Origin of the sequence: Acinetobacter sp. SA01, from assembly GCF_011319235.1 — a bacterium.
In the GTDB taxonomy this organism is placed as follows: domain Bacteria; phylum Pseudomonadota; class Gammaproteobacteria; order Pseudomonadales; family Moraxellaceae; genus Acinetobacter.
The window spans coordinates 56,448-81,952 of sequence record NZ_WXXM01000002.1; the positions used below are offsets into that span (position 1 = coordinate 56,448).

At 44.1% G+C, this 25,505-nt stretch carries 20 protein-coding genes and 1 tRNA gene; 13 read left to right on the forward strand and 8 right to left on the reverse strand.

Going from position 1 to position 25,505, the window contains the following annotated elements:
• Positions 1-44: 44 nt before the first annotated feature.
• From GTU69_RS03310 to GTU69_RS03325, 4 genes are all read right to left on the reverse strand, one after another.
• Positions 45-1,256, reverse strand: coding sequence for an iron-containing alcohol dehydrogenase (locus GTU69_RS03310; RefSeq protein ID WP_166168070.1), 1,212 nt, complete (start codon positions 1,254-1,256; stop codon positions 45-47).
• A 460-nt stretch (positions 1,257-1,716) separates the two neighbouring features.
• Entirely contained in the window at positions 1,717-3,792 is a 2,076-nt protein-coding gene (locus GTU69_RS03315) for a TonB-dependent receptor (protein ID WP_166168073.1), read from the reverse strand.
• Positions 3,793-3,976: 184 nt separating this feature from the next.
• Positions 3,977-4,975 (reverse strand): ABC transporter substrate-binding protein, encoded by a 999-nt coding sequence (locus GTU69_RS03320; RefSeq protein WP_166168076.1) that lies wholly within the window; start codon positions 4,973-4,975, stop codon positions 3,977-3,979.
• A gap of 3 nt (positions 4,976-4,978) precedes the next feature.
• A complete protein-coding gene (locus GTU69_RS03325) occupies positions 4,979-5,566 on the reverse strand; it encodes an ANTAR domain-containing protein (RefSeq protein ID WP_166168079.1) in 588 nt (195 codons plus the stop codon).
• A 450-nt stretch (positions 5,567-6,016) separates the two neighbouring features.
• Here GTU69_RS03325 and GTU69_RS03330 point away from each other — a divergent pair, with 450 nt between their 5' ends.
• The 13 genes from GTU69_RS03330 (at position 6,017) to GTU69_RS03390 (ending at position 21,585) form a co-directional block, all read left to right on the forward strand.
• Positions 6,017-7,369, forward strand: a complete 1,353-nt coding sequence (locus tag GTU69_RS03330; RefSeq protein ID WP_166168082.1) for an MFS transporter — start codon at positions 6,017-6,019, stop codon at positions 7,367-7,369.
• An 82-nt stretch (positions 7,370-7,451) separates the two neighbouring features.
• Positions 7,452-9,998, forward strand: a complete 2,547-nt coding sequence (gene nirB / locus GTU69_RS03335) for a nitrite reductase large subunit NirB (RefSeq protein WP_166168085.1) — start codon at positions 7,452-7,454, stop codon at positions 9,996-9,998.
• Between the two features lie 20 nt (positions 9,999-10,018).
• Positions 10,019-11,653, forward strand: coding sequence for a nitrite reductase small subunit NirD (gene nirD, locus GTU69_RS03340; protein WP_166168088.1), 1,635 nt, complete (start codon positions 10,019-10,021; stop codon positions 11,651-11,653).
• Between the two features lie 206 nt (positions 11,654-11,859).
• A complete protein-coding gene (locus GTU69_RS03345) occupies positions 11,860-14,640 on the forward strand; it encodes a nitrate reductase (protein ID WP_166168091.1) in 2,781 nt (926 codons plus the stop codon).
• Positions 14,637-15,263, forward strand: coding sequence for an NTP transferase domain-containing protein (locus GTU69_RS03350; protein WP_166168094.1), 627 nt, complete (start codon positions 14,637-14,639; stop codon positions 15,261-15,263). The genes GTU69_RS03345 and GTU69_RS03350 overlap by 4 nt, the downstream gene beginning before the upstream one ends.
• Positions 15,264-15,396: 133 nt before the next feature.
• A complete protein-coding gene (gene moaA, locus GTU69_RS03355) occupies positions 15,397-16,437 on the forward strand; it encodes a GTP 3',8-cyclase MoaA (protein WP_166168097.1) in 1,041 nt (346 codons plus the stop codon).
• A gap of 1 nt (position 16,438) precedes the next feature.
• Entirely contained in the window at positions 16,439-16,690 is a 252-nt protein-coding gene (locus GTU69_RS03360; protein WP_166168099.1) for a MoaD/ThiS family protein, read from the forward strand.
• A gap of 1 nt (position 16,691) precedes the next feature.
• Positions 16,692-17,210, forward strand: coding sequence for a molybdenum cofactor biosynthesis protein MoaE (locus tag GTU69_RS03365; protein ID WP_240921578.1), 519 nt, complete (start codon positions 16,692-16,694; stop codon positions 17,208-17,210).
• Between the two features lie 84 nt (positions 17,211-17,294).
• Positions 17,295-18,218, forward strand: a complete 924-nt coding sequence (moaCB, locus tag GTU69_RS03370; RefSeq protein ID WP_166168102.1) for a bifunctional molybdenum cofactor biosynthesis protein MoaC/MoaB — start codon at positions 17,295-17,297, stop codon at positions 18,216-18,218.
• A complete protein-coding gene (locus tag GTU69_RS03375; protein WP_166168105.1) occupies positions 18,215-19,456 on the forward strand; it encodes a molybdopterin molybdotransferase MoeA in 1,242 nt (413 codons plus the stop codon). The genes moaCB and GTU69_RS03375 overlap by 4 nt, the downstream gene beginning before the upstream one ends.
• A 14-nt stretch (positions 19,457-19,470) precedes the next feature.
• Entirely contained in the window at positions 19,471-20,232 is a 762-nt protein-coding gene (gene modA / locus GTU69_RS03380; protein ID WP_166168107.1) for a molybdate ABC transporter substrate-binding protein, read from the forward strand.
• Between the two features lie 26 nt (positions 20,233-20,258).
• The gene (gene modB / locus GTU69_RS03385) at positions 20,259-20,942 is read left to right on the forward strand and encodes a molybdate ABC transporter permease subunit (protein ID WP_166168110.1); all 684 of its coding nucleotides are present in this window, start codon (positions 20,259-20,261) and stop codon (positions 20,940-20,942) included.
• A gap of 1 nt (position 20,943) precedes the next feature.
• Complete coding sequence (locus tag GTU69_RS03390) at positions 20,944-21,585, forward strand: ATP-binding cassette domain-containing protein (protein WP_166168112.1); 642 nt, start codon at positions 20,944-20,946, stop codon at positions 21,583-21,585.
• 104 nt (positions 21,586-21,689) lie between these two features.
• Here GTU69_RS03390 and GTU69_RS03395 read toward each other — a convergent pair whose 3' ends face one another.
• The 4 genes from GTU69_RS03395 to GTU69_RS03410 form a co-directional block, all read right to left on the reverse strand.
• Positions 21,690-22,139 carry a universal stress protein gene (locus GTU69_RS03395; protein WP_086195098.1) on the reverse strand — a complete coding sequence of 150 codons (450 nt, stop codon included), beginning with the start codon at positions 22,137-22,139 and terminating at the stop codon, positions 21,690-21,692.
• A 568-nt stretch (positions 22,140-22,707) separates the two neighbouring features.
• Positions 22,708-22,783 (reverse strand) — tRNA-Gly (locus tag GTU69_RS03400).
• Positions 22,784-22,848: 65 nt separating this feature from the next.
• Complete coding sequence (gene cysS, locus GTU69_RS03405) at positions 22,849-24,270, reverse strand: cysteine--tRNA ligase (RefSeq protein WP_166168115.1); 1,422 nt, start codon at positions 24,268-24,270, stop codon at positions 22,849-22,851.
• A gap of 289 nt (positions 24,271-24,559) precedes the next feature.
• The gene (locus GTU69_RS03410; protein WP_166168117.1) at positions 24,560-25,255 is read right to left on the reverse strand and encodes a DUF1826 domain-containing protein; all 696 of its coding nucleotides are present in this window, start codon (positions 25,253-25,255) and stop codon (positions 24,560-24,562) included.
• Positions 25,256-25,505: the final 250 nt, after the last annotated feature.

The following is a 25,505-nucleotide window of genomic DNA, read 5'->3' on the forward strand; positions in this document are numbered from 1 at the left end:
AAAGTGTAAGTCAAAGAATTGGATAGAAGACTTACAGGGAGGTATTACATTGCTGCTTTAAAATCGACTACCGATGCATTAGGTTTCAATGCTGACTTAAAGATATCGACCACTTGAGCATGGCTAGCCTTACGTGGGTTGGTGAGCATGCAGGCATCTTTTTGCGCATTTTCTGCCATGATAGCAAGATCAGCTTCTTTGACACCCAGTTCAGCCAAACCAGATGGAATACCAATAGAAGCAGAAAGTTGACGAATGGCATTGATGGCTTCAAATGCAGCTTCAGTTACCGTCAGGCCTTCAGTGTTGACTCCCATTAACTGTGCAATTTTCGCATAGCGATCCGGGCAGGCGATCAGGTTAAATTCAGATACATGCGGAAGCAGAATGGCATTACAAACGCCGTGTGGCAGATTGTAGAAACCGCCCAGCTGATGCGCCATGGCATGAACATAACCTAAAGATGCATTGTTAAAAGCCATACCTGCAAGATACTGTGCATAGCTCATGGCATCACGTGCTTCCAGGTTTTCACCATTGGCAACAGCCGGGCTAAGCCATTCGCTAATCATGGTAATGGCTTTTTCTGCACAGGCATCGGTAATTGGATTGGCTGCAGTTGATACATAGGCTTCAACAGCGTGAGTCAATGCATCCATACCGGTTGCCGCAGTTAAGCTGGCTGGTTTGGCAATCATCAGTTTAGGATCGTCGATGGCAATCAATGGGGTACAGCGCCAGTCAACAATAGCCATTTTTACATGGGTATCGGTATTGGTAATAATACAGAAACGGGTCATTTCTGAAGCCGTACCTGCCGTGGTATTGATCGCAATTAGCGGTGTCATCGGTACAGTGCTTTTATCGATCCCTTCGTAGTCACGAATATGACCGCCACCCGCTGTCACTAGGCCGATACCTTTAGCACAGTCATGTGATGAACCACCGCCTAAAGAAACAATAAAATCACAACCCTGTTCATTATAGGCTTGAACGCCGTTATGTACGTTAATGTCGGTTGGGTTCGGTTCTGCACCCGGAAAAATATGACTGTCAACGCCAGCATCTTTTAAATAGTTTGAAATAGTATCTGCGACACCAAATTTGAATAAACCTGCATCAGTCACAATCAATGCCTTCTTGGCACCTAGATTTTGCGCTTTTGTTCCAATTTCTTTGGCACAGCCTGGGCCGAAAAGTGAAACACAGGGAATATAAAAACCGTTGGTTTGATCTGCAATATTTTTAAAAGCCATGGTGCGATTCCTTCTACCATTCATTATATTATCGGTGACTCTCACCGTAATTGGAGTATCGAATGAAGCTGAAAAAAATCCTACCTACCAAATACCTACCATTTTAAGTTTTTGAATTTTATAATTTTTTATTAAATATTGCCCGATTGTCTATTTTTGATGCATCGTTTACTCATATCTAGGCTATCTTGCAAACCATGTATAAGAGGTTCTCGAACTTTAGCATGTTTGAATCATATTCAGGTGATCAACCATTAAAAAGCCCTAAGCATCGGATTGATATTTAAGCCCGAATATCAGTTTTGAGGGCGGCGATAGGGTAAAGCTAAAAATCCTGACTGGTTGAGAAATCATAGAAAATTGGCAACGGCCAGAAGATTAAATTTTTCCGCTGAGCATAAATATAACCCTTATCTGGATGTAAAAAACCGGTGACTGGCACCGGTTTTTATCTTCCCGTTTAGAATTTTTTTTCTACACTGAGGAGTACACTTGGAATGGCCTGATTGACCCGTGATTCATACAGGCTGCTATCAGATTGATTGGTTAAACGTTCTTTATAATCTGTACTCAAGATATTGCGTGCACTCAAGGTCGTTGCCCAGCCATTATCAAAGCGTTTGCTCACACTGATATCGACATTGACCCGTTCATTACTGGTGCGGTCATAGGGCTGGTTATCTAGGGCACGGGTAAATTCAGGAACATAGTTCAGATTGACACTGCTGGAAAGACGCCAAGGTTGATAGTTATAAGATAAACCGGCACTGGCTGTATAAGGTGCCACATCACTGGCTAAACGTTGCTGATGATTGGTCTCTTCAATTTTTGCACGTACCGTCGACAGTTGACCATTCAACATCAATGCATGCCCATTTTCAGTTTGCTTTAAGGCATAACGAGCAGCAATTTCAACCCCATAGGTGGTGGCATTGTCCTGGTTTTGTGGGCGTTCTACAAAACGCGAACCTTCTTGACGAATCACTTTCTCAATGTAATCTTCAATTTCACGTTGAAACGCCGTAATATTAATACCGCCAGAAGGAGTGTTGTAGCCCAAGGTGGATTCAAAGGCGGTTATTTTTTCCGGACGTAAATTAGGGTTTCCACCACGATCCGGATTGTTCAGGCTGCCGGCATCACTATCGGTAGAAACAGAAACCGTAGGTAACAGCTGGTCGGTTTTAGGACTGCGGAATGCCTGGCTGATATTGCTTTGTAATGACCAGTGATCATCAAAATCAAAGCGGTGTGCCAAAACAGGACTAAAGTGCTGGTCACTATAATCCACAAGTCCTGAACGATGAATCCATTCCTGACGCGCACCCAAGGTCACGGTTTGCCGGTCTGTAAACTTCCAGCTGCCTTCGGTATAGAGCGCATAACGCTGTTCATCGAGTGTATCGGTAATATTGCTTTCAAGTTCACTCGAACGAATATCACTACCAAATTTCAGTTGTCGGGTTTCATCAAACTTACGCACCCCATCATAAGCCACACCATACTCATGGATGGTTTCATCGGTATAGCTGCTGAAGAGCGGTGACCGGGTCGATTCGGTTTCGTTCTGCTGTTCTACTGAAAGACGAATTTTGTCGGAATTATCCTTGTCTTTACGTTCATAACGGGTATTTAAACGGATGCTGTCATTCTTGTCATTTTGCGTCTGATCGCCACGGCTGCCGTCACTTTCATTATTGCGATAGAACAGTTCGGCAACCAGTTTCTGCTGGTCATCCAGTTCATATTCAACACGGGGTGCCAGCATTTGCGACTTGCGTTCGGTAATACGCTTTTGTTCGCGGGTTTGGCTGCTGTTTTGGGTCTGGGTGATCGAAGTGGTGTCATTCCACATCTGGTTGGCAGATAGGCTGTATAACCAGGCATTATCCCGGCCATCAGCCTGAACACTGATATTTTTACGTTCCTCTTCTTTTTGGTCAGATTTTGCCAAACCATATCCTGCACGAATGGTTCCGCTGATGCGGGCATGATCCAAGGGTTGTTTCAGAATAATATTGATGACGGCGGAAGATGCCACAGAAGCCTGAGCGACACTTGGCTGTTTTGTAATTTCAATCCGTTCGATCATGTCTGGCGTGATGCTGTCAACAACCGACATGCCACCGCGTGGGCCACCTTGAACCGGTTCACCATTGATTAAAAATACCGGGGCACCACCGCCACGAAAACGCATAGCTGAAGCACCGCCACCCCCACGTGGACCTTGTCCCGGTGTGGGCATCTGAAAACCGGCGGCACGGCGTAAGGCATCATTCACGGATTGATCACCAAATTGCAGCATTTCTTCACGCGTGACAATGGTTTTCGCTACAGCACTGATATCGGCATCTTTGCTCTGGGCGGGCGCTGCTTGAAATTTTAGGGTTGCCAGTGTCTGTACCGGGTCTGTTTGAACAACCGTGCTGTTTGTTGTGGCATCGCTAATCGTGTCAGCCGCCCAGCTTGGGGAGATAAAACTAAACAGTGCACAACTCAGGGTGCTCCATTGCCAACGCGGTTGTATGCGTTTCATTATTCGATGTTCCCTATGTAATTTTGCGTAAGATAACGTAAAAATATGGAGAAAATTTGTGGGAAACAGCAGAAATGAAAATAAACCATAAAACTGGATTACCGCGATAAAATAATCAAAATGAATGGCTTAACCCCAGCATTCTGATTATTTTTTTGTGGCCGGGGGCAATGCGGATGCTACCTTATTTCGTCAAAGATAAAATACAGTTTTGGCTGATGTTTTCAATCACCGCATCATTCAAGTGAATTGGGTTATCCCATTTCAGCATTTGTTGGGTCAGCCATTTAAAATCTTCTACCTTTGGCACAGATGTCTCATCGACAAAATTGCGGATAATATTTTGAATGGAGTGGAATTTTTGTACATGAATGTTGTCTGAGCATTGAAATTGCACAATATTGAACTCGGTCAGCATTTGCCAAACGTTGGCATAGTCCTGTAAATCTTTCAGTTCTTGCTGGGCTTTTTGAATGGCCTGCGTTAAAGCCTGATGCGTGTTTGGATGTTGCATTGCCCAATCACAGGTGACTGCCAAAACCTTATCTGCCACTTGGGGAATAATGTCCTGACTGGAAACGACAATTTGACCGATTCCCAGTAGTTCAGCCTGGCTGTTCCAGGGTTCACCGACACAAAAACCATCAATGACCTGATTGGCTAATGCCTGCACCATATAGGGTGGGGGAAGCGTGGCCAGTTTTATATTTCGTGCAATTTCAGGATTGGCAAGGGCGAGCCATTCTCTAAGGCAATAATGATGAATCGACTGTTTAAAGACATGGGCAAATTGAATTTTTTTCTGCGCCTGTATGGCAGAGACGATTTTTTGTGCCGATTGCTGTGCGCTGTCCTGACTGGAAATGTTCAGCTCAAAGCACAGTTTCTGACCCAGACTAATAAAGGCGCGGTTATAACTTAAGACCAAGGCAGTCTGGAGTGGAATACCGAGCTGGTCTTCACCGAGTGCTGCGGCAGGCAGCATGGCAGACAGGCAATGTGCAGCATCTAAAAAACCAAAGGCCAACCGGTCTCTTAAGCTGGCCCAAGACGCTTCCTTCACCAGCGTGACCTCTAAACCCGCTTCCTCAAAAAAACCACGCTGCTTGGCCCAAAGAATGGCCACACAATCCAGCAGAGGAATATAGCCGATCTGGATTTGAGTTTTTTCTAAATCTGGCATGGCTTAATCCTTCAATTGGCTTTGTAGTAGTTGCTGTGCATCCAGTAAACGCCGTGCCATTTCGCCAATGGTCATACGGTGGCTCATGGCATTTTTACGCAGTAACTGAAAGGCTTGATCTTCAGTAAGATGGTGCAATTGCATCATCAATACTTTGGCTTTCTCCACATCTTTACGGTCGGCTAGCTTGTTTTTGGTGTCTTCCAGATCGCCGAGCAATTTTTTATGTTTTTTAAACTGTTCAATCGAGATTTCTAAAATGCTGTCCAGTTTGGATGGGTCAATGCCATCGACAATATACGCCGTAACCCCGGCATCAATGGCGTTTTTGATGGTGTCTTTGTGGCTGTTTTTAGTGAACAGTACTGTGGGCAGATCGAACTGGCTGACACAGCTTTCAATGATGTCACGATGGGGATGATCCATATCCAGTAAAATCACGTCGGCATGCAACTGTTCAAGACGGAACATGTTTAAATGATCCGCGCTAATGCAGGCCACGACCTCGAAATTGTGTTCGATCAGGGATGCTTGAATGTAATGGGCACGGTCTTGATCGTCATCAATCAGTGCGATTTTGAGTTTTGGCATATGGGCTAAATATCATCAGGCCATGCCTGAAAGAAAAAGTCGTAATTCATTTAAAGCAATTAAAATGCCAAATGAGTTAAATCATTATGATTTCAATAAAAGTTCACTGAACCAAGGAACGGTGAGCAAAGGGCGCACTGTCTTAATGCAAAAATGCGCTACAAGGAAGCATAATCATTGTTGAGCTGAGTCAGGAGGTCATAGTTAAAGATAGAGAAGCAGCCCATTATTGGCATTGAAAAGTTATAAACATAAAAATAAAAATTATAAAAAATATAAACTTAGAATTTTTTCTGAGTTGTTGGCACGCGCATTGCTACATCTCTGGTGAGTCAAAGACGACTCTAAAAAATTGTAAGACGGCCAAAGACGTCCGTTCTGATCGAATCTGCTGTGCAGCTATCCGCATGACAGATAAAACCATACGTTCAGTTCAGGAAGGAGAGGGCTATGTCTTCAAATTTAAATGCTAAAAAAGCAACAAAAATAAGTCTTTTCAATTTCAGTAGCGCAGCAATGCGGGCCTTCCACATGAGTTGGCTCGCATTTTTTGTCTGTTTCTTTGCCTGGTTTGCCTGTGCCCCGCTCATGCCTGTCATTGCCGGCGAATTCCATTTAACTAAAGACCAGATTGCCAATATTAATATTGCCGCTGTAGCCATCACCATTTTGGTTCGCCTAATTGTGGGACCTTTATGTGATAAATACGGGCCACGCAAAACTTATACTGCATTATTGATGATCGGCAGTATTCCGGTCTTTGGTGTGGCTTCTGCCAACAGTTACGAATCTTTTCTTTTCTTCCGCTTGTTGATTGGTGCCATTGGTGCCAGCTTTGTGATTACCCAATATCACACCAGCATCATGTTTGCACCGAATGTGGTAGGAACCGCCAATGCTGCATCAGCAGGTTGGGGAAATGCCGGTGGCGGTGCAACTCAAGCCCTGATGCCTTTATTACTTGCTGCCTTGGTGATGTTCGGAGTTGAACAGACCATGGGCTGGAGAATTGCCCTGCTTGTCCCGGGGGTACTGATGCTGATTGTAGGTGCACTGTACTGGAAATTCACCCAAGACTGCCCGCAAGGAAATTTTAAGGAACTGCGGGCACAAGGCGTGCAAGTAGGCAGCGATAAAAAAGGCGGTCTGGCGATTCTGATGCATGCAGCACGCAACTACCGGGTCTGGATTTTATTTGGTGCCTATGCCGCCTGCTTTGGGATCGAGATTTTCATTCATAACATTATCGCTTTGTATTTTGTCAACAATTTCCAGTTTGGCTTAAAAGAAGCCGGCATGGCCGCAGGGATTTTCGGTCTGCTTGCTCTATTTGCCCGTGCCTTGGGTGGCATCATCTCTGACAAAGTGGCGATTAGAAAAGGTCTGGATGGGCGTACCAAAGTGCTATTCGGCATGATTCTGATGGAAGGCTTATTCCTGATCTTATTTTCGCAAATGAACACCGCAGTTCTGGCCATCATGACCATGACAGTTTTTGCACTTTTTACCCATATGGCCTGTGGTGCGACCTATGCTCTGGTGCCTTTCATTGACCGTGATGCTTTAGGCAGTGTGGCCGGCATTATTGGTGCAGGCGGTAATGTAGGTGCCGTGGCTGCAGGTTTCCTGCTCAAAGGTATGCTGGATATTCAAACCACGTTAATGGTGTTGGGTGGCTTGGTGGTGATTGCCGCTAGTTGTGTGCTGATGATTCGCTTCTCGGTCGAGCATAAAGAAAAAGAACAGCAGCTTTATGAACAGGCCATGCTGGAACGCAACAGTCTGGCTGAAGCCCAACAATAAAATTCCTCGGATCAATACGCTTAGATCCAGAGCTTAAATTAATAAATTGAAAGAAGTTTTTAAAGAATTGAGGATAAATACGATGAAACTGCTCATGATTGGCCATGGCATGGTGGGCCACAAATTTATCGAATCGGTTTTAGAATATGCAGGTGATGAGGTTGAAATTACCATTTTGGCAGAAGAGCCGCGCTTGGCCTATGACCGCGTACATCTAACTGAATATTTCACTGGAAAATCTGCTAAAGACTTAACCCTGTGTCGTTCAGACTTTGCCGATGCCTACGGAATTGATCTGCGCTTAAATACCAAAGCCACTGCCATCGACACTTTAAATAAAACGGTTAGCACCAATCAGGGGGATGTCATTAGTTATGACAAGTTGGTGCTGGCCACAGGTTCTTACGCTTTTGTACCGCCTATTCCCGGCAATGACCGTGAAAACTGTTTTGTGTACCGGACTATTGAAGATCTGGATGCCATTCGTGCTGCCAGTTTAACTGCCAAAACCGGTGTGGTGATTGGTGGTGGTTTGTTAGGTCTGGAAGCGGCCAAGGCCTTGCGTGATTTAAATCTGCAAACCCATGTGGTGGAATTCGCCCCACGTTTAATGGCGGTGCAAATTGATGATCTGGGTGGCAAGGTTTTACGGGCAAAAATTGAAAATCTGGGGGTAAAAGTCCATACCCAAAAAGCGACTCAATGCATTGAAGCCGGTGAAAATACCACGCATGTAATGAAGTTTGGCGATGGTTCTGAACTTGAAACAGATATCGTTTTATTTTCTGCCGGGATTCGCCCACGGGATGAATTGGCGCGTCAAAGCGGCTTAGCCATTGGTGAACGTGGTGGTATCGTGATTAACGATTATTGCCAGACTTCCGATGCAGACATTTACGCGATTGGTGAATGTGCGCTGTGGCAAAATAAAATATATGGTTTGGTGGCTCCAGGCTATGACATGGCGCGTATTGCAGCCAAGCATGTGATGGATCAAGCTTGCAACTCATTTGCCGGTGCGGATATGAGCACCAAATTGAAACTGATGGGTGTTGATGTAGCCTCTGTGGGGGATGCACATGCCATGACGCCAAATGCGCTCAGCTATTTCTATGCCGATGAAGATGCCATGATCTACAAAAAGATTGTGGTGAATAGCGAAAAAACCAAGCTACTCGGGGCTGTGCTGGTGGGCTGTGCCAAAGAATATAACGACCTGCTGCAAATGATGCTGAACGGCCTGGCTATCCCGGAAAATCCGGAAAGCCTGATCATGCCGGGTTATGCACAATCCGCAGCGAAAACAGGCGGCAGCGGTGTCGATTTACTGCCAGACAGTGCCACCATCTGTTCATGTAATAACGTCTCTAAAGCCGATATTTGCACTGCCATCGCCGATGGTTCAACGTCGTTGGGTGCCTTGAAAAAATGTACCAAAGCCGCAACCGCTTGTGGCGGATGTGCACCTTTAGTCACTCAAGTATTGAAATCTGAATTGCAACGCCAAGGCGTAACGGTAAACAACCACCTTTGTGAACACTTTGCCTATTCACGCCAAGAACTGTATCACCTGGTACGTGTTAATGAAATCAAGACTTTTGACGATCTGATTCAGCAACATGGTCATGGACTCGGTTGTGATATCTGCAAACCCACCGCAGCCAATATTTTAGCCTCCTGCTGGAATGACTTTGTGCTCAAGCCAAGCCATGCCGGTCTGCAAGACAGTAATGACTATTATCTGGGTAATATTCAAAAAGATGGTTCTTACTCGGTTGTACCGCGTATGGCAGGTGGTGAAGTCACACCAGAGGGCTTGATTGCCATTGGTCAGATTGCCAAAGAATATGGCTTGTATACCAAACTCACCGGTGGACAACGGGTCGACATGTTTGGTGCACAAGTGCATCAATTGCCGGAAATCTGGGAAAAACTGATCAATGCCGGTTTTGAGTCAGGCCATGCTTACGGTAAATCATTGCGTACCGTGAAATCTTGTGTCGGCAGTACCTGGTGCCGTTATGGGGTGGATGATTCTGTCGGCTTGGCCATTTTTCTGGAAAACCGTTACAAAGGCCTGCGTTCACCGCATAAATTGAAAATGGCGGTGTCTGGCTGTACCCGTGAATGTGCCGAAGCACAAAGTAAAGATGTGGGCGTGATTGCTACAGAAAAAGGCTGGAACTTATACGTTTGCGGGAATGGCGGCATGAAACCACGCCATGCAGAACTACTGGCATCGGATCTGGATACCCAAACTTTAATCAGATATATCGATCGTTTCTTTATGTTCTATATCCAGACCGCAGACCGTTTGCAACGTACCTCGGTATGGCGTGACAACCTGGAAGGTGGACTGGATTATTTAAAAGATGTGGTGGTGAATGACTCGCTTGGTGTAGCAGCCGAACTGGAACGCCGTATGCAGCATGTGGTCGGTACTTATCAGGATGAATGGCGTACTGCGGTGGAAGATCCGGAAGTCCGTAAACGCTTCGTAACCTTTATCAACGCTAAAGCTGAACAACAAAACGATCCACACATCCAATTCGCTGAGGTTTGCGGTCAAATCCGCCCAAAAACCGAAGCTGAACGTGATGTGACACGTATTCCTGTTGTTGAAGCTTAAAAGAATAAAGGAGAAAGAAGATGACAATATTTAAAGAAATAAATAAAACCAACGAGCTGGAATGGCTAGAAATTTGTGCCTTGGATGACATTACCCCGAATACCGGTGTGGGTGCATTAATTGAAAATCAGCAAATTGCCATTTTCCGGGTTGGTCATGAAAAACGGGTCTATGCCTTAAGTAACCAAGATCCGTTTAGTCAGGCTTTTGTGATGTCACGCGGCATCATTGGCGATCTGCAGGGTGAACGTGTCGTGGCATCTCCCATCTACAAGCAGCATTTCAGTCTGGCCACCGGGCGCTGTCTGGAAGATAAAGACCAGAAACTGCTGGTATTTCCAAGCAAGATTGAAAATGGCAAGGTCTGGGTCAGCCCGACACCGCAAAAAACCTATATCACCAATAACGGCACTTCCCAAGAAAAAATGAAACTGGTGTTGGTGGGCAATGGGCTGGCGGGTATGCGCTGTCTGGAAGATTTGCTGGATATGGCGCCTGAGCGTTATGAAGTGACCGTGATTGGTGAAGAACCGTGGGGCAATTACAACCGCATCATGCTCTCACCCGTGTTGTCGGGTGATAAAACCATTGATGACATCATGTTGCATCCGCATGCTTGGTATAGCGACAAAAATATCCGCTTTATTGCCGGCGATGCTGCGGTGAAAATTGATCGCCCACGCAAGCAGGTCTATACCGAAAAAGGCTTGGTGGTGGATTATGACCGTCTAATTCTGGCGACAGGCTCGAAACCTTTTGTTCCGCCGATTCCCGGTTCGGACTTAAAAGGTGTGATCAGTTTCCGTGATATCTATGATGTTAACAGCATGCTGGATTACTGCAAAACCAAGAAAAATACAGTGGTGATTGGTGGCGGTCTGCTGGGACTTGAAGCGGCTTATGGGCTGAAACAACGCGGCATGAATGTAACGGTTTTACATTTGATGGATCGGATTATGGAACGTCAATTGGATAGTCGTGCCAGCAGCTTGTTAAGACAAAGTATTGAAGCCAAGGGCATCAACATCATGACTCAAGCCAATACTGAACAACTGATTGGCGAAGAGGGTCATGTCACCCAAATCAAGCTGAAAGATGGCACTGTATTAGACGCTGATCTGGTGGTTTTTGCCGTGGGCATCCGTCCGAATATGGCATTGGCGCAAAGTGCGGGCTTACGTTGTAATCGTGGCGTAATCGTCAATGACACCATGCAAACCTTTGACCCAAGTATTTATGCAGTGGGGGAATGTATTGAACATCGTAATCAAACCTTCGGTCTGGTTGAACCACTTTGGGGCCAAGCCTTTATTTGTGCCTCACATCTGGCCGAACACGGCAGCTTAACCTTTAAAGCACCGACAGTTCCGACTCAGCTTAAGGTTAGTGGCTGTGATGTATTTTCAGCGGGTCGAATTGATTTAGAAAATGGTGAACCACAGGACGATTACGAAGACATTATCTTAAATGATGAAAAACGTCAGATTTATAAACGCATTATTATTCAAAAAGATAAAGTCATTGGTACAGTGCTGTTTGGTGATACTGAAGATGGCACATGGTATGCAGAACTGATTTCTGATCAAACGCCAATCAGTAATATTCGTAATAAATTGCTCTTTGGTAAAGATTTTGCATTAAAGAAAGCAGGTTAGTTCATTCAGTAGAGAAAGCTTTATTGTGGATGTATCTCAGCGGTAAATAAAGCGTATGAATAGGTAGAAATCTCCCCTAACCCCCTCTTTGAAAAAGAGGGGAATAGCCTGACAAAAAGCTGATCAAATCAAGAAAAGCTCCCTCCTTTATTAAAGGAGGGTTGGGGAGGATTAAAGATGCTTAGGTAAGGAGCTAAGGAGCGATCATGAATAGTATTCCCATTATGGAACTGCATAGCTCCACAGAAATAAATACCAAAATCACCAATACCACCTGTCCCTATTGTGGGGTAGGTTGTGGTGTCACTGCGACTGTGCAGGATACTGCTTTAGGGCAAAAAGTGTCGGTTGCAGGGGATGTCAATCATCCATCCAACTACGGGAAACTGTGCATTAAAGGCAGTAATCTGGCCGATACCATTGGCCTCGAAGCACGCGTTCTCCATCCTATGCTTGGTCGCAAGAAAAAGCGTGAAAAGACCGACTGGAATACTGCAACGGATTTAATTGCCAATAAGTTTCAGCAATGCATTGATCAATATGGTCGTGACAGTATTGCCTTTTATGTGTCCGGGCAATTGCTGACGGAAGACTATTACGTAGTGAATAAGTTCGTCAAAGGTTACCTCGGTACAGCCAATATTGATACCAATTCACGACTCTGCATGTCTTCCGCAGTTGCGGCACATAAACGTGCTTTCGGTGAAGATATTGTACCGGCGAGCTATGAAGATTTTGAACATACTGACATGGTGGTGCTGGTGGGTTCCAATACGGCATGGTGTCATCCGGTGCTGTATCAACGCATCATGAAAGCCAAAGAGCAACGTGATCTGTTTGTGGTGGTGATTGATCCGCGCTTTACTAGCACCTGTGAAGCGGCAGACTTGCATTTACCGATTTTACCGGGACAGGATGTCGCATTATTTAATGGTTTATTACAATATTTATCGCAAAATGGTCATGCTGACCCAGATTTTATTGCTACACATACGCAAGGTTTAGAGCAAGCTTTGGCACATAGCCAAACTGAATCGTCCATTGAAGATGTCGCGGTACGTACCGGTATTTCACTGGAAAAACTACAAATTTTTTATCAAAAATTTGCCCAAACTGAAAAGGTGATGACCCTGTTTTCCATGGGAGTGAATCAGTCTTCACAAGGGGTAAATAAAGCCAATAGCATAACCAACTGCCATTTATTCACCGGAAAAATTGGCAAGCTCGGTGCTGCGCCATTTTCCATGACTGGTCAGCCGAATGCTATGGGCGGTCGTGAAGTCGGTGGTTTAGCCAATATGCTGGCGGCACATTTAGAACTGGAAAACGAAAGCCATCAGCAACTGGTGCAAAACTTCTGGCAAAGCCCTTATATTGCCAAGCAGGCTGGCTTTAAGGCCGTTGATTTATTCCATGCGGTAGAAAGTGGCAAAATCAAAGCCATCTGGATTATGGCAACCAATCCTGTGGTGAGCTTACCTGATGCCGATCAGGTCAAACGTGCCTTAGACAAGTGTGAATTTGTGGTGGTGTCCGACATTTGCCAAGACACCGACACCACACAATATGCCAATGTACTTTTACCGGCTTTAGGCTGGGGTGAAAAAGATGGCACAGTCACCAATTCTGAACGCCGTATTTCCAGACAACGTGCATTTTTAGAAGAGCCAGAACAGGCTAAGGCTGACTGGTGGGCGATTAGTCAGGTCGCTAAAAAAATGGGCTTTAGCGGTTTTGATTTTGACAATAGCCATGACATTTTTCTGGAACATGCCCGTTTATCGGCACATCAAAATGCAGATTTAAGCCTGTGCGATATAACGCCATATTTCCGCTATTTTAATTTAAACGGCTTAACGGATTTAACCTTTAATGAATATGAAGCCCTGAAACCGGTGCAGTGGCCGGTCTGGACTAAAGATCAGGCAGATGGTTGTGTAGCGCGACTTTATTCCAAAGGTCAGTTTAGTCATGCGGATGGCAAAGCCCAATTTATTACCATTAGCGCAGTTAATCCAGTCAATCAAATCTGTAGCGAATTTCCTTTAGTGCTGAATACCGGGCGCATTCGTGACCAGTGGCACACCATGAGCCGTACCGGTTTATCCGCCAGTTTAAGTACCCACCGTGCAGAACCCTATTGTGAAATTCATCCACATGATGTCCTGAAATACGGCATCAAAGATGGCGAACTGGTAGAAGTCAAATCGAAATGGGGGAGTTGTATATTACGCGCGACGGTCAGTGACAACATCCGTCGTGGACAGGTTTTTGTACCGATTCACTGGAACGATCAGGTCGCGTCCGATGCACGGATCGGCAAGGTGGTCAATCCGGTGGTGGATGCCATTTCTGGTGAACCTGAGTTTAAGCATACCCCAGTCATTATCCATCCATTTTACAGTCAGTGGCAAGGTGTCCTTTATGTACGTCAGGGCTTTGAAAAGATTGTGCAATCATCCATTCAGAATACGGTGTGGTGGACCAAAATCATCACCGCCAAAGCTGTACGTTATGAACTGGCTGACCGTAAAAAATTTACCCAGACCACAGAGCAGTTAAAAGAGCTGTTACCGTTTCAGGATGAAAGTTTTGAGTGGCTGAACATTGAAGATCAGACTGCCCATATCAGTCACAGTGTGGTGCTGAAAGATGGGCATTTGATTGCCAGCCTATATATTGCACCGAAAGCGTTATTACCGGATCGTGACTGGGTCGCCAGCCTGTTTAAACGTGAACGTTTAAGTGCCATGCACCGTAAAGCCTTACTGGCCGGACAACCGATGTCGATGGCAAATAATGAAGGTCCATTGGTATGTAGCTGCTTTAAAGTCGGTAAAAACCGCATTATTGAAACCATTAAAGAAAAAAATATAACCAATGAAAAACAGGTCACTGCCTGTTTAAAAGCGGGCGGTAATTGCGGTTCATGTCTGCCTGAAATTCGTGGCCTCATTAAAGCCTGTCAAATGGAGGCGGTAGCATGAGAAAAACCTTAAAAAATGCTGTTTATCCGAGCACAGATCTGGTGATTTTAGCCGGGGGGCAGGCACGGCGCATGAATGGCATCAATAAGCTGTTGCAGAAATTTGATGACCAGATTCAACTGATCAAAATCCATCAACAGTTAAAATCCGATGTAGCGCACGTCTGGATTAACAGCCATCGGGATGATTCGATTTACCAGAAAATTATTCCCAGCATTCATTGTTATCAGGATGATGAAAGCGGCTTTTTAGGTCCACTGATGGGTATGAAAAGCGCCTGGGCACATGTACAGGCCGACTATGTGCTATTTGTCCCCTGCGATGTGACCTATATCCCTTCACGAGTTCTACTCAAGTTGCATCAGGCTTTGGCCAAAAACAGTCTGGCAGAGGTGGCTTATGTGGAAATCAACGGCAAGGCACTCTATCCATTTTGTCTGCTTAAACGCAGTAGTCTACCTACCTTCCTCAGTCATCTCGAACAAAAACAGCGCAGTCTAAAACACTGTTTTACCGACTTGCACGCTCAAGTGGCAAGTTTTAAAAATCGTGCCCTGTTTTTTCACAGCATTAATTCACTGGATGAGCTGCAGCAGCATCAACAACTTAAATTTCTGCATTAAAACTGAATCTTTTGCCTTTGGCACAAAGTTGGAACACTTATTGCAATTCTAACAATAACAAGATTGGGCACTTTAAATCTTGCGCACAATTGCTGTGCGGTAACAGGAAGTTGCTCGAAGATGGATGTTCAACATGAATATGATGACAGAACTTGAAACCGAAGCGCGTTTTGTCGATCAGTTTGGTCGCAGCAAACGCAAATTACGAATTTCAGTGACCGATCGCTGTAATTTCAAGTGTGTCTATTGCATGCCGGAACACCCTGAATGGATGAAAAAACACGATTTGCTCAGTTTTGAACAGCTTTATCATTTTTGTGATTTTATGGTGCGTCGTGGCATCGAATCTATTCGCATTACCGGTGGTGAACCTTTAATGCGTCAAGGCGTGGTGCATTTTATTGCACAACTGCAACAGCTAAAAAAGCTGGGTTTAAAACGCATTTCCATGACTACCAATGCGCATTATCTTGGACAATATGCACAGGCTTTAAAACAGGCCGGACTGGATGATCTGAATATCAGTCTGGACAGTCTGGATGCCAATCAATTTAAACAACTGACCCAAAAAGAGCTGGCCCCGGTACTGGATGGAATCCGCGCTGCACAAGACGTGGGACTGTCTATTAAAATCAATACCGTATTGATGAACGGCATCAATGACAACCAGATTTTGCCGTTGGCTCGCTGGTCGGTGCAGCAAAATATCCAGCTACGTTTTATTGAGTTTATGCCGCTGGATGGTGACCGTAAATGGTCGAGCGCACATGTGGTCAGTGAACAACAGATTTTAGACACTCTAGCCACTGAATTTTCAGTCACTCACCAGGTAAATGATGCAGCTCAGTCAAGCTCAGATCCGGCACGACAATATCTGATTGATGGTCATCCAATTGGCATTATTTCTACCATTACCCATTCATTTTGTGGCAGCTGTGACCGGCTGCGTTTAACTGCACAAGGTGAATTCTATAACTGTTTATTTGCCCCCAAGGGCTTGAATCTTAAAGCTGAAATTAAAGCCCTGGCTGCATCTATACCTTTGAGTGAACTGGGCTTGCATCGCACTGTATCAAATTATATCTGGAATAAAGAACAGGGCTTTCATGCCATTCAACAGCGCTTGAAAAATGAGCCATCCCGTAAAATCAGCATGCATATGATTGGAGGTTGAAATGCCACAAATCAAGATCAAAATTGAAGCCTTTGGTGCAGTAGAACGACAGTTACCTGCAAATTTAGCCCTGTTATGCAGTGCTCGGAGCACTGTTACCGAGGTTTTGCTACAACTCGGACAGGATTATCCGGCAGCTTTTGCCATGCTTGAACGTTGTGCCTGCGCCATCGGTGAGGACATTATTCCCCGACAAACCCGGCTTGATGCAGACAGTACGTTGGTGCTGTTGTCGCCAGTGGCAGGAGGCTGAAATGACGCTATTGAAAACATTTTGCAGAATTCAGGATACCTCCTTAACTTTAGACAGCTTTGATCAGATTGAGCAGTTTCCTGAATGCGGTGGCATAGGGGTGTTTATCGGAACCGTGCGTAATCATCATGAAGGCAAAGCGGTTAAAGCACTGAAATATACCGCGTATGCACCCGTGGCGGAAAAAATGATTCGCCAGATCGAGCAGGAGATTCAGGCTAAATATGGCGTGTCCTATGTACGGGTCATTCACCGGATTGGTGCTTTGGCGATTGGTGAAAAAGCCATTATTGCCATGGCCTATGCTGCACATCGCCGCGAAGCCTTTGCTGCTTGTGAAGAAGCGGTAGAACGGGTCAAGCACGAAGTACCGGTGTGGAAAGAAGAATTTTACCTGGATGGCAGCAGTCAATATGTAGAAGGTTGCTGTATCCGTAAAGATACAGCAGAGCAGGGGCCTGCACATCATCATGCAGATAAACAATCTGCACACAGTGATCATGCCCATTGTCATCATTAAAACCAGATTAAGCTACTCATTGAATCTGAGTAGATGTTAGCTAACAGCATTATTTAAAGTAAAAATGAATTCAGGAAAGATGCAATGAAAAATGTCGGGATGAAAGCCGAGAGTTATCGTACTGCAGTGGCCACAGGGATTCTATATGCCCCAGCACATTGCATTGAATTGTTACGTCAGGGCAATACCGAAAAAGGCGATGCGCTGAAGACGGCACGAATTGCAGGGATTTTAGCAGCCAAACGTACCGATGAACTGATTCCGCTATGCCATCCGCTACCGATTTACCGTGCCGATGTGGAATATGAACTGTTTGATGCGCATGTTGAAATTATTGCCACGGTGGAAACCATTGGGCCGACCGGGGTGGAAATGGAAGCTTTGACCGCAGTCAGTCTGGCCGGTTTAACGTTGTATGACATGCTGAAACCGCATTGTGAACCGGAAGATTTATGTCTGGATCAGGTTAAGTTACAAAAGAAAAAAGGCGGAAAATCACATTTTACCCGTGCCTTAAAAGAAGCAATGCCTGCCTCTATCATTGTGCTGTCGGATACCGTGGCTTTAGGCAAAAAACCGGATACGGCAGGGCAGAATGTACTGGAAATTTTACAGGAAGCTAATTTTGACAATATTGCTTACCATGTTATTCCAGATAGTCCAGAACAGTTACTGGCATTGATTGAACAGCAGAAAAATGACTATCCCCTGATTTTAACCGTAGGGGGGACAGGATTGGGGCCGAAAGACTTAACCGTGGAAACCATCCAGCCGTTATTAAAACGGGAAATTCCCGGGCTGATGGAAGCCTCACGCAGTTTTGGGCAAAAACGTACACCTTATGCCGCCTTAAGTCGTGGTGTGGCCGGATATATCGAGAACAGTTTGGTGATGACCTTACCGGGGAGCCGGCAAGGGGCGAAAGAATCGTTGATTGCAGTTCTGCCAGCATTGGTACATTTATTTGATGTGCAAAAAAATATTCCCCATTCAGGGGGTTACCAATGAATAGTCTAATGTCAGGATGTGGTGCTGAACACGGCCTGATTACGGTGGATCAGGCACTGGATTTAATCTTGCAGCACACTCAGATGTTAGCAACTGAACGCCTTGAGCCTAATCAGGCTTTAAACCGCTATTTGGCGCAAGATGTGTATGCTGCCATCAATTTGCCCTTATTTTCACAAAGTGCCGTAGATGGTTATGCACTGTGTGCCCAGTCCGTAATTGAGCCGCATAGCGAATTTGAACTGATCGGTGAAATCCGGGCCGGACAACAGGATGAGCTGCAACTGAAAGCCGGACAAGCGGTTCGGATTTTTACTGGCGCCAAAATTCCGTTTGGAACCACCACAGTGGCACGTCAGGAAATCGTCAAGCTCATCGATTCAGGCAAAATCGCAATACTCGAAAACCTGCATGCTCATGCCGACATTCGTGATATGGGGGAAGAAATTACCACTGGACAGCTGCTAGCCAGTAAAGGCCAACAGCTGTCTGTGGGGGCAATTGCCAGCTTAAGTATGGCTGGCATTCACAGCGTTGAAGTTGTTCAATATCCCAAAGTTGCGGTCATAATTAGCGGGGATGAAGTCGCGAGCAGCATTGAGGATTTTGCAGCAGGTCAAATTTTTGATGCCAATGGGCCCCTGATTCAGGCCTGGTTTCAAAATGCAGGACAGCAAGTTGAAATTTTCCATGTAGCCGATAGCAAAGATGCAGTAAAAGCATTAATTCAGCAATTATCGGACAGCTATGATCTGGTTTTAAGCACTGGCGGTGTCTCGGTAGGGGATTATGATTTCATCCGTCCGGTTGCCCTGGCTTTAGGCTTTGAACAAGTGTTCTGGAAAGTGAAACAGAAGCCGGGCAAGCCGATGTTTTTTGCAGAATTAACGCGAGCAGACCGCACACGTTGTTATCTATTGGGTTTGCCGGGCAATCCCGCAGCCGTGTATGTGGGCATGCAAATTTATACCGCAACTTTATTACATGCCTTACAGGGACAAAAGCAGCAGCTGGACTGGTTTAGTGCAGTACTCAGCCATGATTTAAAAATGGACAGCCGAGAACGTTTTTTAAGAATGTCCGCCCATTTTGATCAGTCAGTTTTGAAAGTAAAAAGTCTGTCCAAACAGCAATCGCATATGCTGAGCAATTTAATGCAGGCCAATTGTCTGGTGCGTATTCCCGCAGGGCAAAGCCTGCTTGAAGGGGATATTGTCCAGGGCTTATTTATTCATTAAGGGGCAAAAGAATCATGAAAAAATCTCTGTTTTTCTCAGTATGTCTACCGGTTTCACTTTCAGTTGCACATGCTGAAACAGTCAAAATTTATGCTGCTGCCAGCCTGACCAACGCCATGAGCGACATTGAAAAAATTTATGCAAAGCAACATCCGAAAACAAATCTTGTATCGGTATATGGGGCTTCATCCGCGCTTGCAAAACAGGTTGAAGCAGGGGCAAGCAGTGATATCTTTTTTTCGGCAGATCTGGACTGGATGAATTACCTGATCAAAAAGAACCTAATTAATCAAAACAGAACCAAGCCCTTATTGTTTAACCAGCTGGTGGCCATCAGTCCAAAAAATTTAAATATTGCATTTAAGCCGCAGTCCACTTTTAATTTTGCCCAAGCGTTTAACGGACATCTTTGTACGGGACAGATGGAATCTGTGCCTGCGGGTAAATATGTCAAACAGAGTCTGATTAAACTGAACTGGCTGAATAGCCTAAATAGACGGATTGTAGGAACGGATGATGTGCGCTCGGCTTTGGCTTTTGTTGAGCGTGGTGAATGTGAGGTAGGCATTGTTTATAAAACGGATGCCCTGATTAGCCAGAAAGTCAAAATCATCGGTACTTTTCCCGCAAACTCACATAGCCCGATTGCGTATCCGCTGGCTTTAACCAAGCAGGGAGAAAAGAATAAACAGGCAGTACAGTTTGCACAGTTTGTGGAAAAAAGCGCTCAGGCCAAAGTAATCTTTAAAAAATATGGTTTTAGCCTGAAATCCTAAGCAATTCCTTGGGAGATAAATCAACGATGTTAAGTCCAGAAGAGCTGAGCGCCCTGTATTTATCTGCCAAAGTAGCCGGTTTTGCCACCTTGTTCTGCTTACCTTTTGCCATCGGCTTGGCTTGGGTACTGGCACGACATGAATTTCGGCTGAAATTTATTGTGGAAGCATGTTTACAGTTGCCGATGGTTTTGCCTCCAGTCGTATTGGGCTATTTGCTGCTGGTACTGTTTGGCAATCAGGGCATCATTGGGAAATATCTGCACACACTGGGCATACAGCTGGCCTTTAACTGGAAAGGGGCTGTATTGGCCTCGATGATTGTGGCATTTCCCCTGATGGTGCAACCGATTCGGCTGTCCTTTCAGTTGATGAACCAGCAACTGGAACAGATTGCCGGTTCATTGGGGGCTGCGCCGTGGAGAGTCTTTTTCAGTATCAACTTGCCTTTGGCTATTCCTGGCATCGTGATGGGTAGCATTTTATGTCTTAGTCGTAGCCTGGGGGAGTTTGGCGCCACCATTACTTTTGTCGGTAACATTCCTGATGAAACCCGTACCATTCCCATCGCGATTTATTCCTTGCTGCAACAACCCAATGGTGAAGATATGGCAATGCGTTTGGTGGCCTTATCCTTATTTTTGGCTTTTAGCGCCTTAATTGCCAATTATTTTATTTTGCAAAACTATCAACGCAAATTGGGAGCCTGAAATGTTGAAATGTGATTTTCAATATCAACATGCCGATTTTAGCTTGAATGTTGAACTGGAGATGCAGCAGTCACTTCTGGGCATTGTGGGTGTTTCTGGGAGTGGCAAGAGCACCTTGTTAAAAAATATTGTCGGACTGTTAAAACCGGATCAGGGGTATATCCAGTTTAATCAACACATTTTGGTGGATACCCGGCAAAAAATTCATCTGCCCATGCATCAACGCAAAATTGCTTTAATTTTCCAACAGGCTTTGCTATTTCCGCATCTGAATGTCAAACAGAATTTATGTTATGCAGAAAAATGGCTGGCACCCTCGGAACGAAAATTCCAGTTTGATGACATTGTAGATTTGCTGGACTTGAATGGCCTGATTCAGCGTAAAGCCCGGCAGCTTTCAGGCGGGGAAGCACAGCGGGTATCGATTGGACGTGCCTTACTGTCTTCTCCCAACTTGCTGTTATTGGATGAACCATTAACCGGATTGGATACACAGTTAAAACAGCAAATTTTACCCTTTTTTAAACGAATGAAAGATGAACTGAATGTGCCGATGATTTATGTCACTCATCATCTGGAGGAACTGGAGTATTTAGAGGCTGATACTTTGCAGTTAAGCGAAGGTCAATTACAACATAATTAAATTGAGCATCGTTAAATGATATAGTTTGAAAAATAGCCTAAGCAATTTAAATCCTAAACTGCTTAAACTATTTCTATAAATATCAAAAAAGCATCTTAAAAGGATTATGGAGTATGTTTAACCACCAGCACGGGAACATGACTTGCGGTCAGAATATCTTGGGCAATACTGCCAATAAAAGCTTTTTTCAAACCGGTACGCCCATGCGATCCAACCACAATCAAATCAGCCTTTAATTCATCGGCTAGTTCAGCAATGGCCTCACTGGGGGATTGTTTAGCCAGAAGTTTAGTCTCTGCGGCAATGCCTGCTTCAGCAAATCTGGCACCTAGCTCAGCTAATATATTTTTAGCGTGGGCTTGGGCCTCCATAAAATAATCTGTGACTCCAGGTACATTTTTATAAAAACTGACACTGGTTAAAGGGTCGATAATCACCACACTGACTATAGTCACTTTACTTCCTATAGCTTTAGCCAACATCATCGCTTGGTCAGCGGCAGCGAGAGAGATAGGGGAATCATCCACAGAAACTAAGATGTGCTGGTAACCCATGATGTTATCCTCTTGTTTCAATATTTATTATTTGTTCAAAGCTTAACATAGTTAGAATGCTGGAAGGAAAAAAGGTAAAAATGTATCTTTTATATTTAATTCACCAAAATATTAATCATATGAATACACTAAAATATTCATTAAATTTGAAAATTATCTTTTGACTTATAAGAATAAATATCAAACCTATTTTTAATGATAGAAATTTCAGCAGCAAAGCCTGGGAGGATCGACATTTCCAGCTCTTGGCTTTAGTAGCTAACTAGCGTGCCCCTTTGCCTAAAGAGATGACATAGTTGCCAGCATTATGCATGGTTTTGAACACCTAGGGGCTTCTTGGGATTTTTTATCCAATCAAGAAGATTTTGAATTTTTTAGAAAGCTGTTAGATGGCTAATAGTAGCTTACTGCAGACTTGCTTATCTATCTGTCCATGTTGATATTATCGATTGGTTTGGAATCGATCTGCTTTTGTTTAAGCTTTTAATAAAAAAGATTGGAAGATAGAACGATAAAAATTAGCTTATAAAAAAAGCCCCAATCTTTCGATTAGGGCTTTTTCGTATTCTGGAGCGGGAAAGGAGACTCGAACTCCCGACCCCAACCTTGGCAAGGTTATGCTCTACCAACTGAGCTATTCCCGCAATATGGAAGTGAATTATAGAGAGTTTATTTCAACTGTCAACTCTTTGTGCTTCCAAATGTTTAATTAATCAGCACGACGCCAGATGGTGCCTTGACGGGTATCTTCCAGTACCACGCCTTGATCGAGTAAATTCTGGCGAATTTCATCAGCTTTGGCAAATTCCTTGGCCTTTTTCGCATCTTTACGTTGCTGAATCAAATCTTCAATCTGTTGTTCCGACAAGCCTAATGCTTCCTGACCAATATCTGATTTCAAAAAGTCGTCTACATTGTGCTGTACCAAACCTAAGATATTGGTCAAGTGACGTAAAGTTGAATAATACACTGCAGCCTGTTCAGCATTTTCATCTTTCACTGCACGGTTCAGCTCTTTGTTGACTTCAAACAATACGGCAATGGCTTCAGCGGTATTGAAGTCATCGCGCATAGCAGAATTAAAACGTTCAACCAATGCTTCATCTAGAATTTCTACAGTTTTTTCACCATAGGCTTGTTGATATGCCTTAAATGAGTGATAGAAACGGGAAAGGGTATTCTTTGCTTCTTTAAGTGCCGTGTCAGAGAAGTTCACCGGGCTACGGTAATGCGAAGAAACAATAAAGAAACGGATCACTTCCGGATGGAATTTATCCATCACATCGCGAATGGTGAAAAAGTTACCTAAAGACTTCGACATTTTTTCGCCACCGACATTAATAAAGCCGACATGCATCCAGTAATTCACATACTGTTCGCCAGTTGATGCTTCTGATTGGGCAATTTCATTTTCATGATGTGGGAAGGTTAAATCTGAACCGCCTCCATGAATATCAAAATGGTTGCCCAGACAGCACGTGGACATCGCTGAACATTCAATATGCCAGCCCGGGCGTCCATTACCCCAAGGTGAAGCCCATGAAGGTTCATTTTCTTTGGCATGTTTCCACAGCACAAAGTCAAACGGATGTTTCTTTTCTACTTCCACATCGACACGTTCAGAGGCACCGGCTTGCATATCTTCCAGTTTACGGCCAGACAAACGGCCGTATTTGGCAAATTTTTCTACTTCAAAATAGACATCGCCATTTGCAGAAGGATAGGCCGTGCCTTTATTGACCAGATTGCCAATCATGTTTTGCATCTGGTCGATGTAATCAGTCGCACGTGGAGCTTCATCTGGATGCAGACAGCCCAAGTTTTCAGCATCTTCGTTCATTGCTTTGATAAAACGATCGGTTAGCGCAGTAATGCTTTCCCCATTTTCATTGGCACGGGCAATAATTTTGTCATCAATATCGGTAATGTTACGTACGTATTTTACCTTCCAGCCCTGACTGCGCAGAAAACGAATAATATAGTCAAATGCAACCATAACTCGAGCATGACCAATATGACAGTAGTCATACACGGTCATACCGCAAACATACATGTCGATATGACCTTCTTTACGAGGTACGAATTCTACTTTTTTACGTTGCTCTGAGTTATATAGAACAAAAGGTTGCATAGGTCTTCAAATTGTTTCTACCAAAAGATGGCTCATCTTAACCTAAGCATTTTTTTTCATAAAGTTAAAACGAAAAAAAGCAGGAATTTTTTAGGGATATATGGATGTATAAATGTTGAGTGCCATGACTGATGATGCGCAATGCTTTATTACAAATAAAATCATCAGTGAGGGCTGCCGGATCTGTCCCCGTTTTTCTGGAGCATTTAAGACCAGAGCCTTTTAGAAATAGGCAGATGTAATATCCAGATTTTATAGATCAAGTGAACACTATATATCTCATCAATATTTAACAGATCAAGAGCAGTCTATATTCACCTGCTTCATGAGGCGCTCTATGCACGCAAGGTAAAACGGGCTGTGTTGGATGATCGACTGCCAGGCGCCAAAGATGTCCTTGACCTAAATTGATCGGGGTTGCATCCGCTTTGGGTGCATAATGTAAATCAAAGAAATATTCTTCCAAAAAATTTGCGAACTCGGCTTCTGGACCGTCATATAAGTCTTTAAGCTTTGCTCTTATTTCTGGAATTAGAATCTTTTGCTCAACCTGATCGTTTGGCAAAATATCACTGGCATAACCATAATAAGTACATAAAAAAGTATCTGTTTCTATAGGTGAGCGGTCAACATGGTAGGAATACACATCTGTTGAAATGAAATCTAACTCTTCATCCCGTTCATAACTTTTAAGTAAATTAAGAGAAGGGGATGCTCCAAAATCAGTTAATAGCTGTATATCCCTTAAGATCATTTCCCGAGCCAGATGACCTTGTTCGGAAAGTTTTAGTGCTAAAAGATCTTCAACAGAAACTTCGGTAATATTCTCTTTTAATTCAAGTTTGGTAACAATTTCTTTAAAATCCCCAGCCAGATTTCTATACCAGCAAAGGGCATTCATATTTCCTTGAAACTTCGAATTGACCAGTTCAGGAAAAGTGGAAACCATCCTAATTTGCTCGTGATCAGAAAGTGTATTTTTCATATTAGAATTAAATAATAAAACCATGTCGAATAATATAACTCAGCTTGGTATAAATGAAGCATGATGAATGAAACACGACACCTATGCATCAAGTGTCTGTTTGCAGCTGGAATAACATGAGTTCATACAAATAAGAATGTATATCAATTCAATATCTTAAGATTGCTATAGGATACTGGCTAAACCTGAGGTTAGGGAAGCTGAGGTTCGCTAGGAAATTAGGGTAGTTCATGACCATCATTTCTACACA

Excerpts from the sequence above, each read along its gene's own strand:
- GTU69_RS03310 (WP_166168070.1), bottom strand. The coding sequence starts at position 1,256 with ATGGCTTTTAAAAATATTGCAGATCAAACCAACGGTTTTTATATTCCC.
- modB (WP_166168110.1), top strand. The coding sequence starts at position 20,259 with ATGTTAAGTCCAGAAGAGCTGAGCGCCCTGTATTTATCTGCCAAAGTA.
- cysS (WP_166168115.1), bottom strand. The coding sequence starts at position 24,270 with ATGCAACCTTTTGTTCTATATAACTCAGAGCAACGTAAAAAAGTAGAA.
- GTU69_RS03325 (WP_166168079.1), bottom strand. The coding sequence starts at position 5,566 with ATGCCAAAACTCAAAATCGCACTGATTGATGACGATCAAGACCGTGCC.
- moaCB (WP_166168102.1), top strand. The coding sequence starts at position 17,295 with ATGAAAAATGTCGGGATGAAAGCCGAGAGTTATCGTACTGCAGTGGCC.
- GTU69_RS03360 (WP_166168099.1), top strand. The coding sequence starts at position 16,439 with ATGCCACAAATCAAGATCAAAATTGAAGCCTTTGGTGCAGTAGAACGA.
- GTU69_RS03350 (WP_166168094.1), top strand. The coding sequence starts at position 14,637 with ATGAGAAAAACCTTAAAAAATGCTGTTTATCCGAGCACAGATCTGGTG.
- GTU69_RS03315 (WP_166168073.1), bottom strand. The coding sequence starts at position 3,792 with ATGAAACGCATACAACCGCGTTGGCAATGGAGCACCCTGAGTTGTGCA.
- GTU69_RS03320 (WP_166168076.1), bottom strand. The coding sequence starts at position 4,975 with ATGCCAGATTTAGAAAAAACTCAAATCCAGATCGGCTATATTCCTCTG.
- nirD (WP_166168088.1), top strand. The coding sequence starts at position 10,019 with ATGACAATATTTAAAGAAATAAATAAAACCAACGAGCTGGAATGGCTA.
- modA (WP_166168107.1), top strand. The coding sequence starts at position 19,471 with ATGAAAAAATCTCTGTTTTTCTCAGTATGTCTACCGGTTTCACTTTCA.
- GTU69_RS03365 (WP_240921578.1), top strand. The coding sequence starts at position 16,692 with ATGACGCTATTGAAAACATTTTGCAGAATTCAGGATACCTCCTTAACT.
- GTU69_RS03410 (WP_166168117.1), bottom strand. The coding sequence starts at position 25,255 with ATGAAAAATACACTTTCTGATCACGAGCAAATTAGGATGGTTTCCACT.
- GTU69_RS03395 (WP_086195098.1), bottom strand. The coding sequence starts at position 22,139 with ATGGGTTACCAGCACATCTTAGTTTCTGTGGATGATTCCCCTATCTCT.
- GTU69_RS03345 (WP_166168091.1), top strand. The coding sequence starts at position 11,860 with ATGAATAGTATTCCCATTATGGAACTGCATAGCTCCACAGAAATAAAT.
- GTU69_RS03390 (WP_166168112.1), top strand. The coding sequence starts at position 20,944 with ATGTTGAAATGTGATTTTCAATATCAACATGCCGATTTTAGCTTGAAT.
- moaA (WP_166168097.1), top strand. The coding sequence starts at position 15,397 with ATGAATATGATGACAGAACTTGAAACCGAAGCGCGTTTTGTCGATCAG.
- GTU69_RS03330 (WP_166168082.1), top strand. The coding sequence starts at position 6,017 with ATGTCTTCAAATTTAAATGCTAAAAAAGCAACAAAAATAAGTCTTTTC.
- GTU69_RS03375 (WP_166168105.1), top strand. The coding sequence starts at position 18,215 with ATGAATAGTCTAATGTCAGGATGTGGTGCTGAACACGGCCTGATTACG.
- nirB (WP_166168085.1), top strand. The coding sequence starts at position 7,452 with ATGAAACTGCTCATGATTGGCCATGGCATGGTGGGCCACAAATTTATC.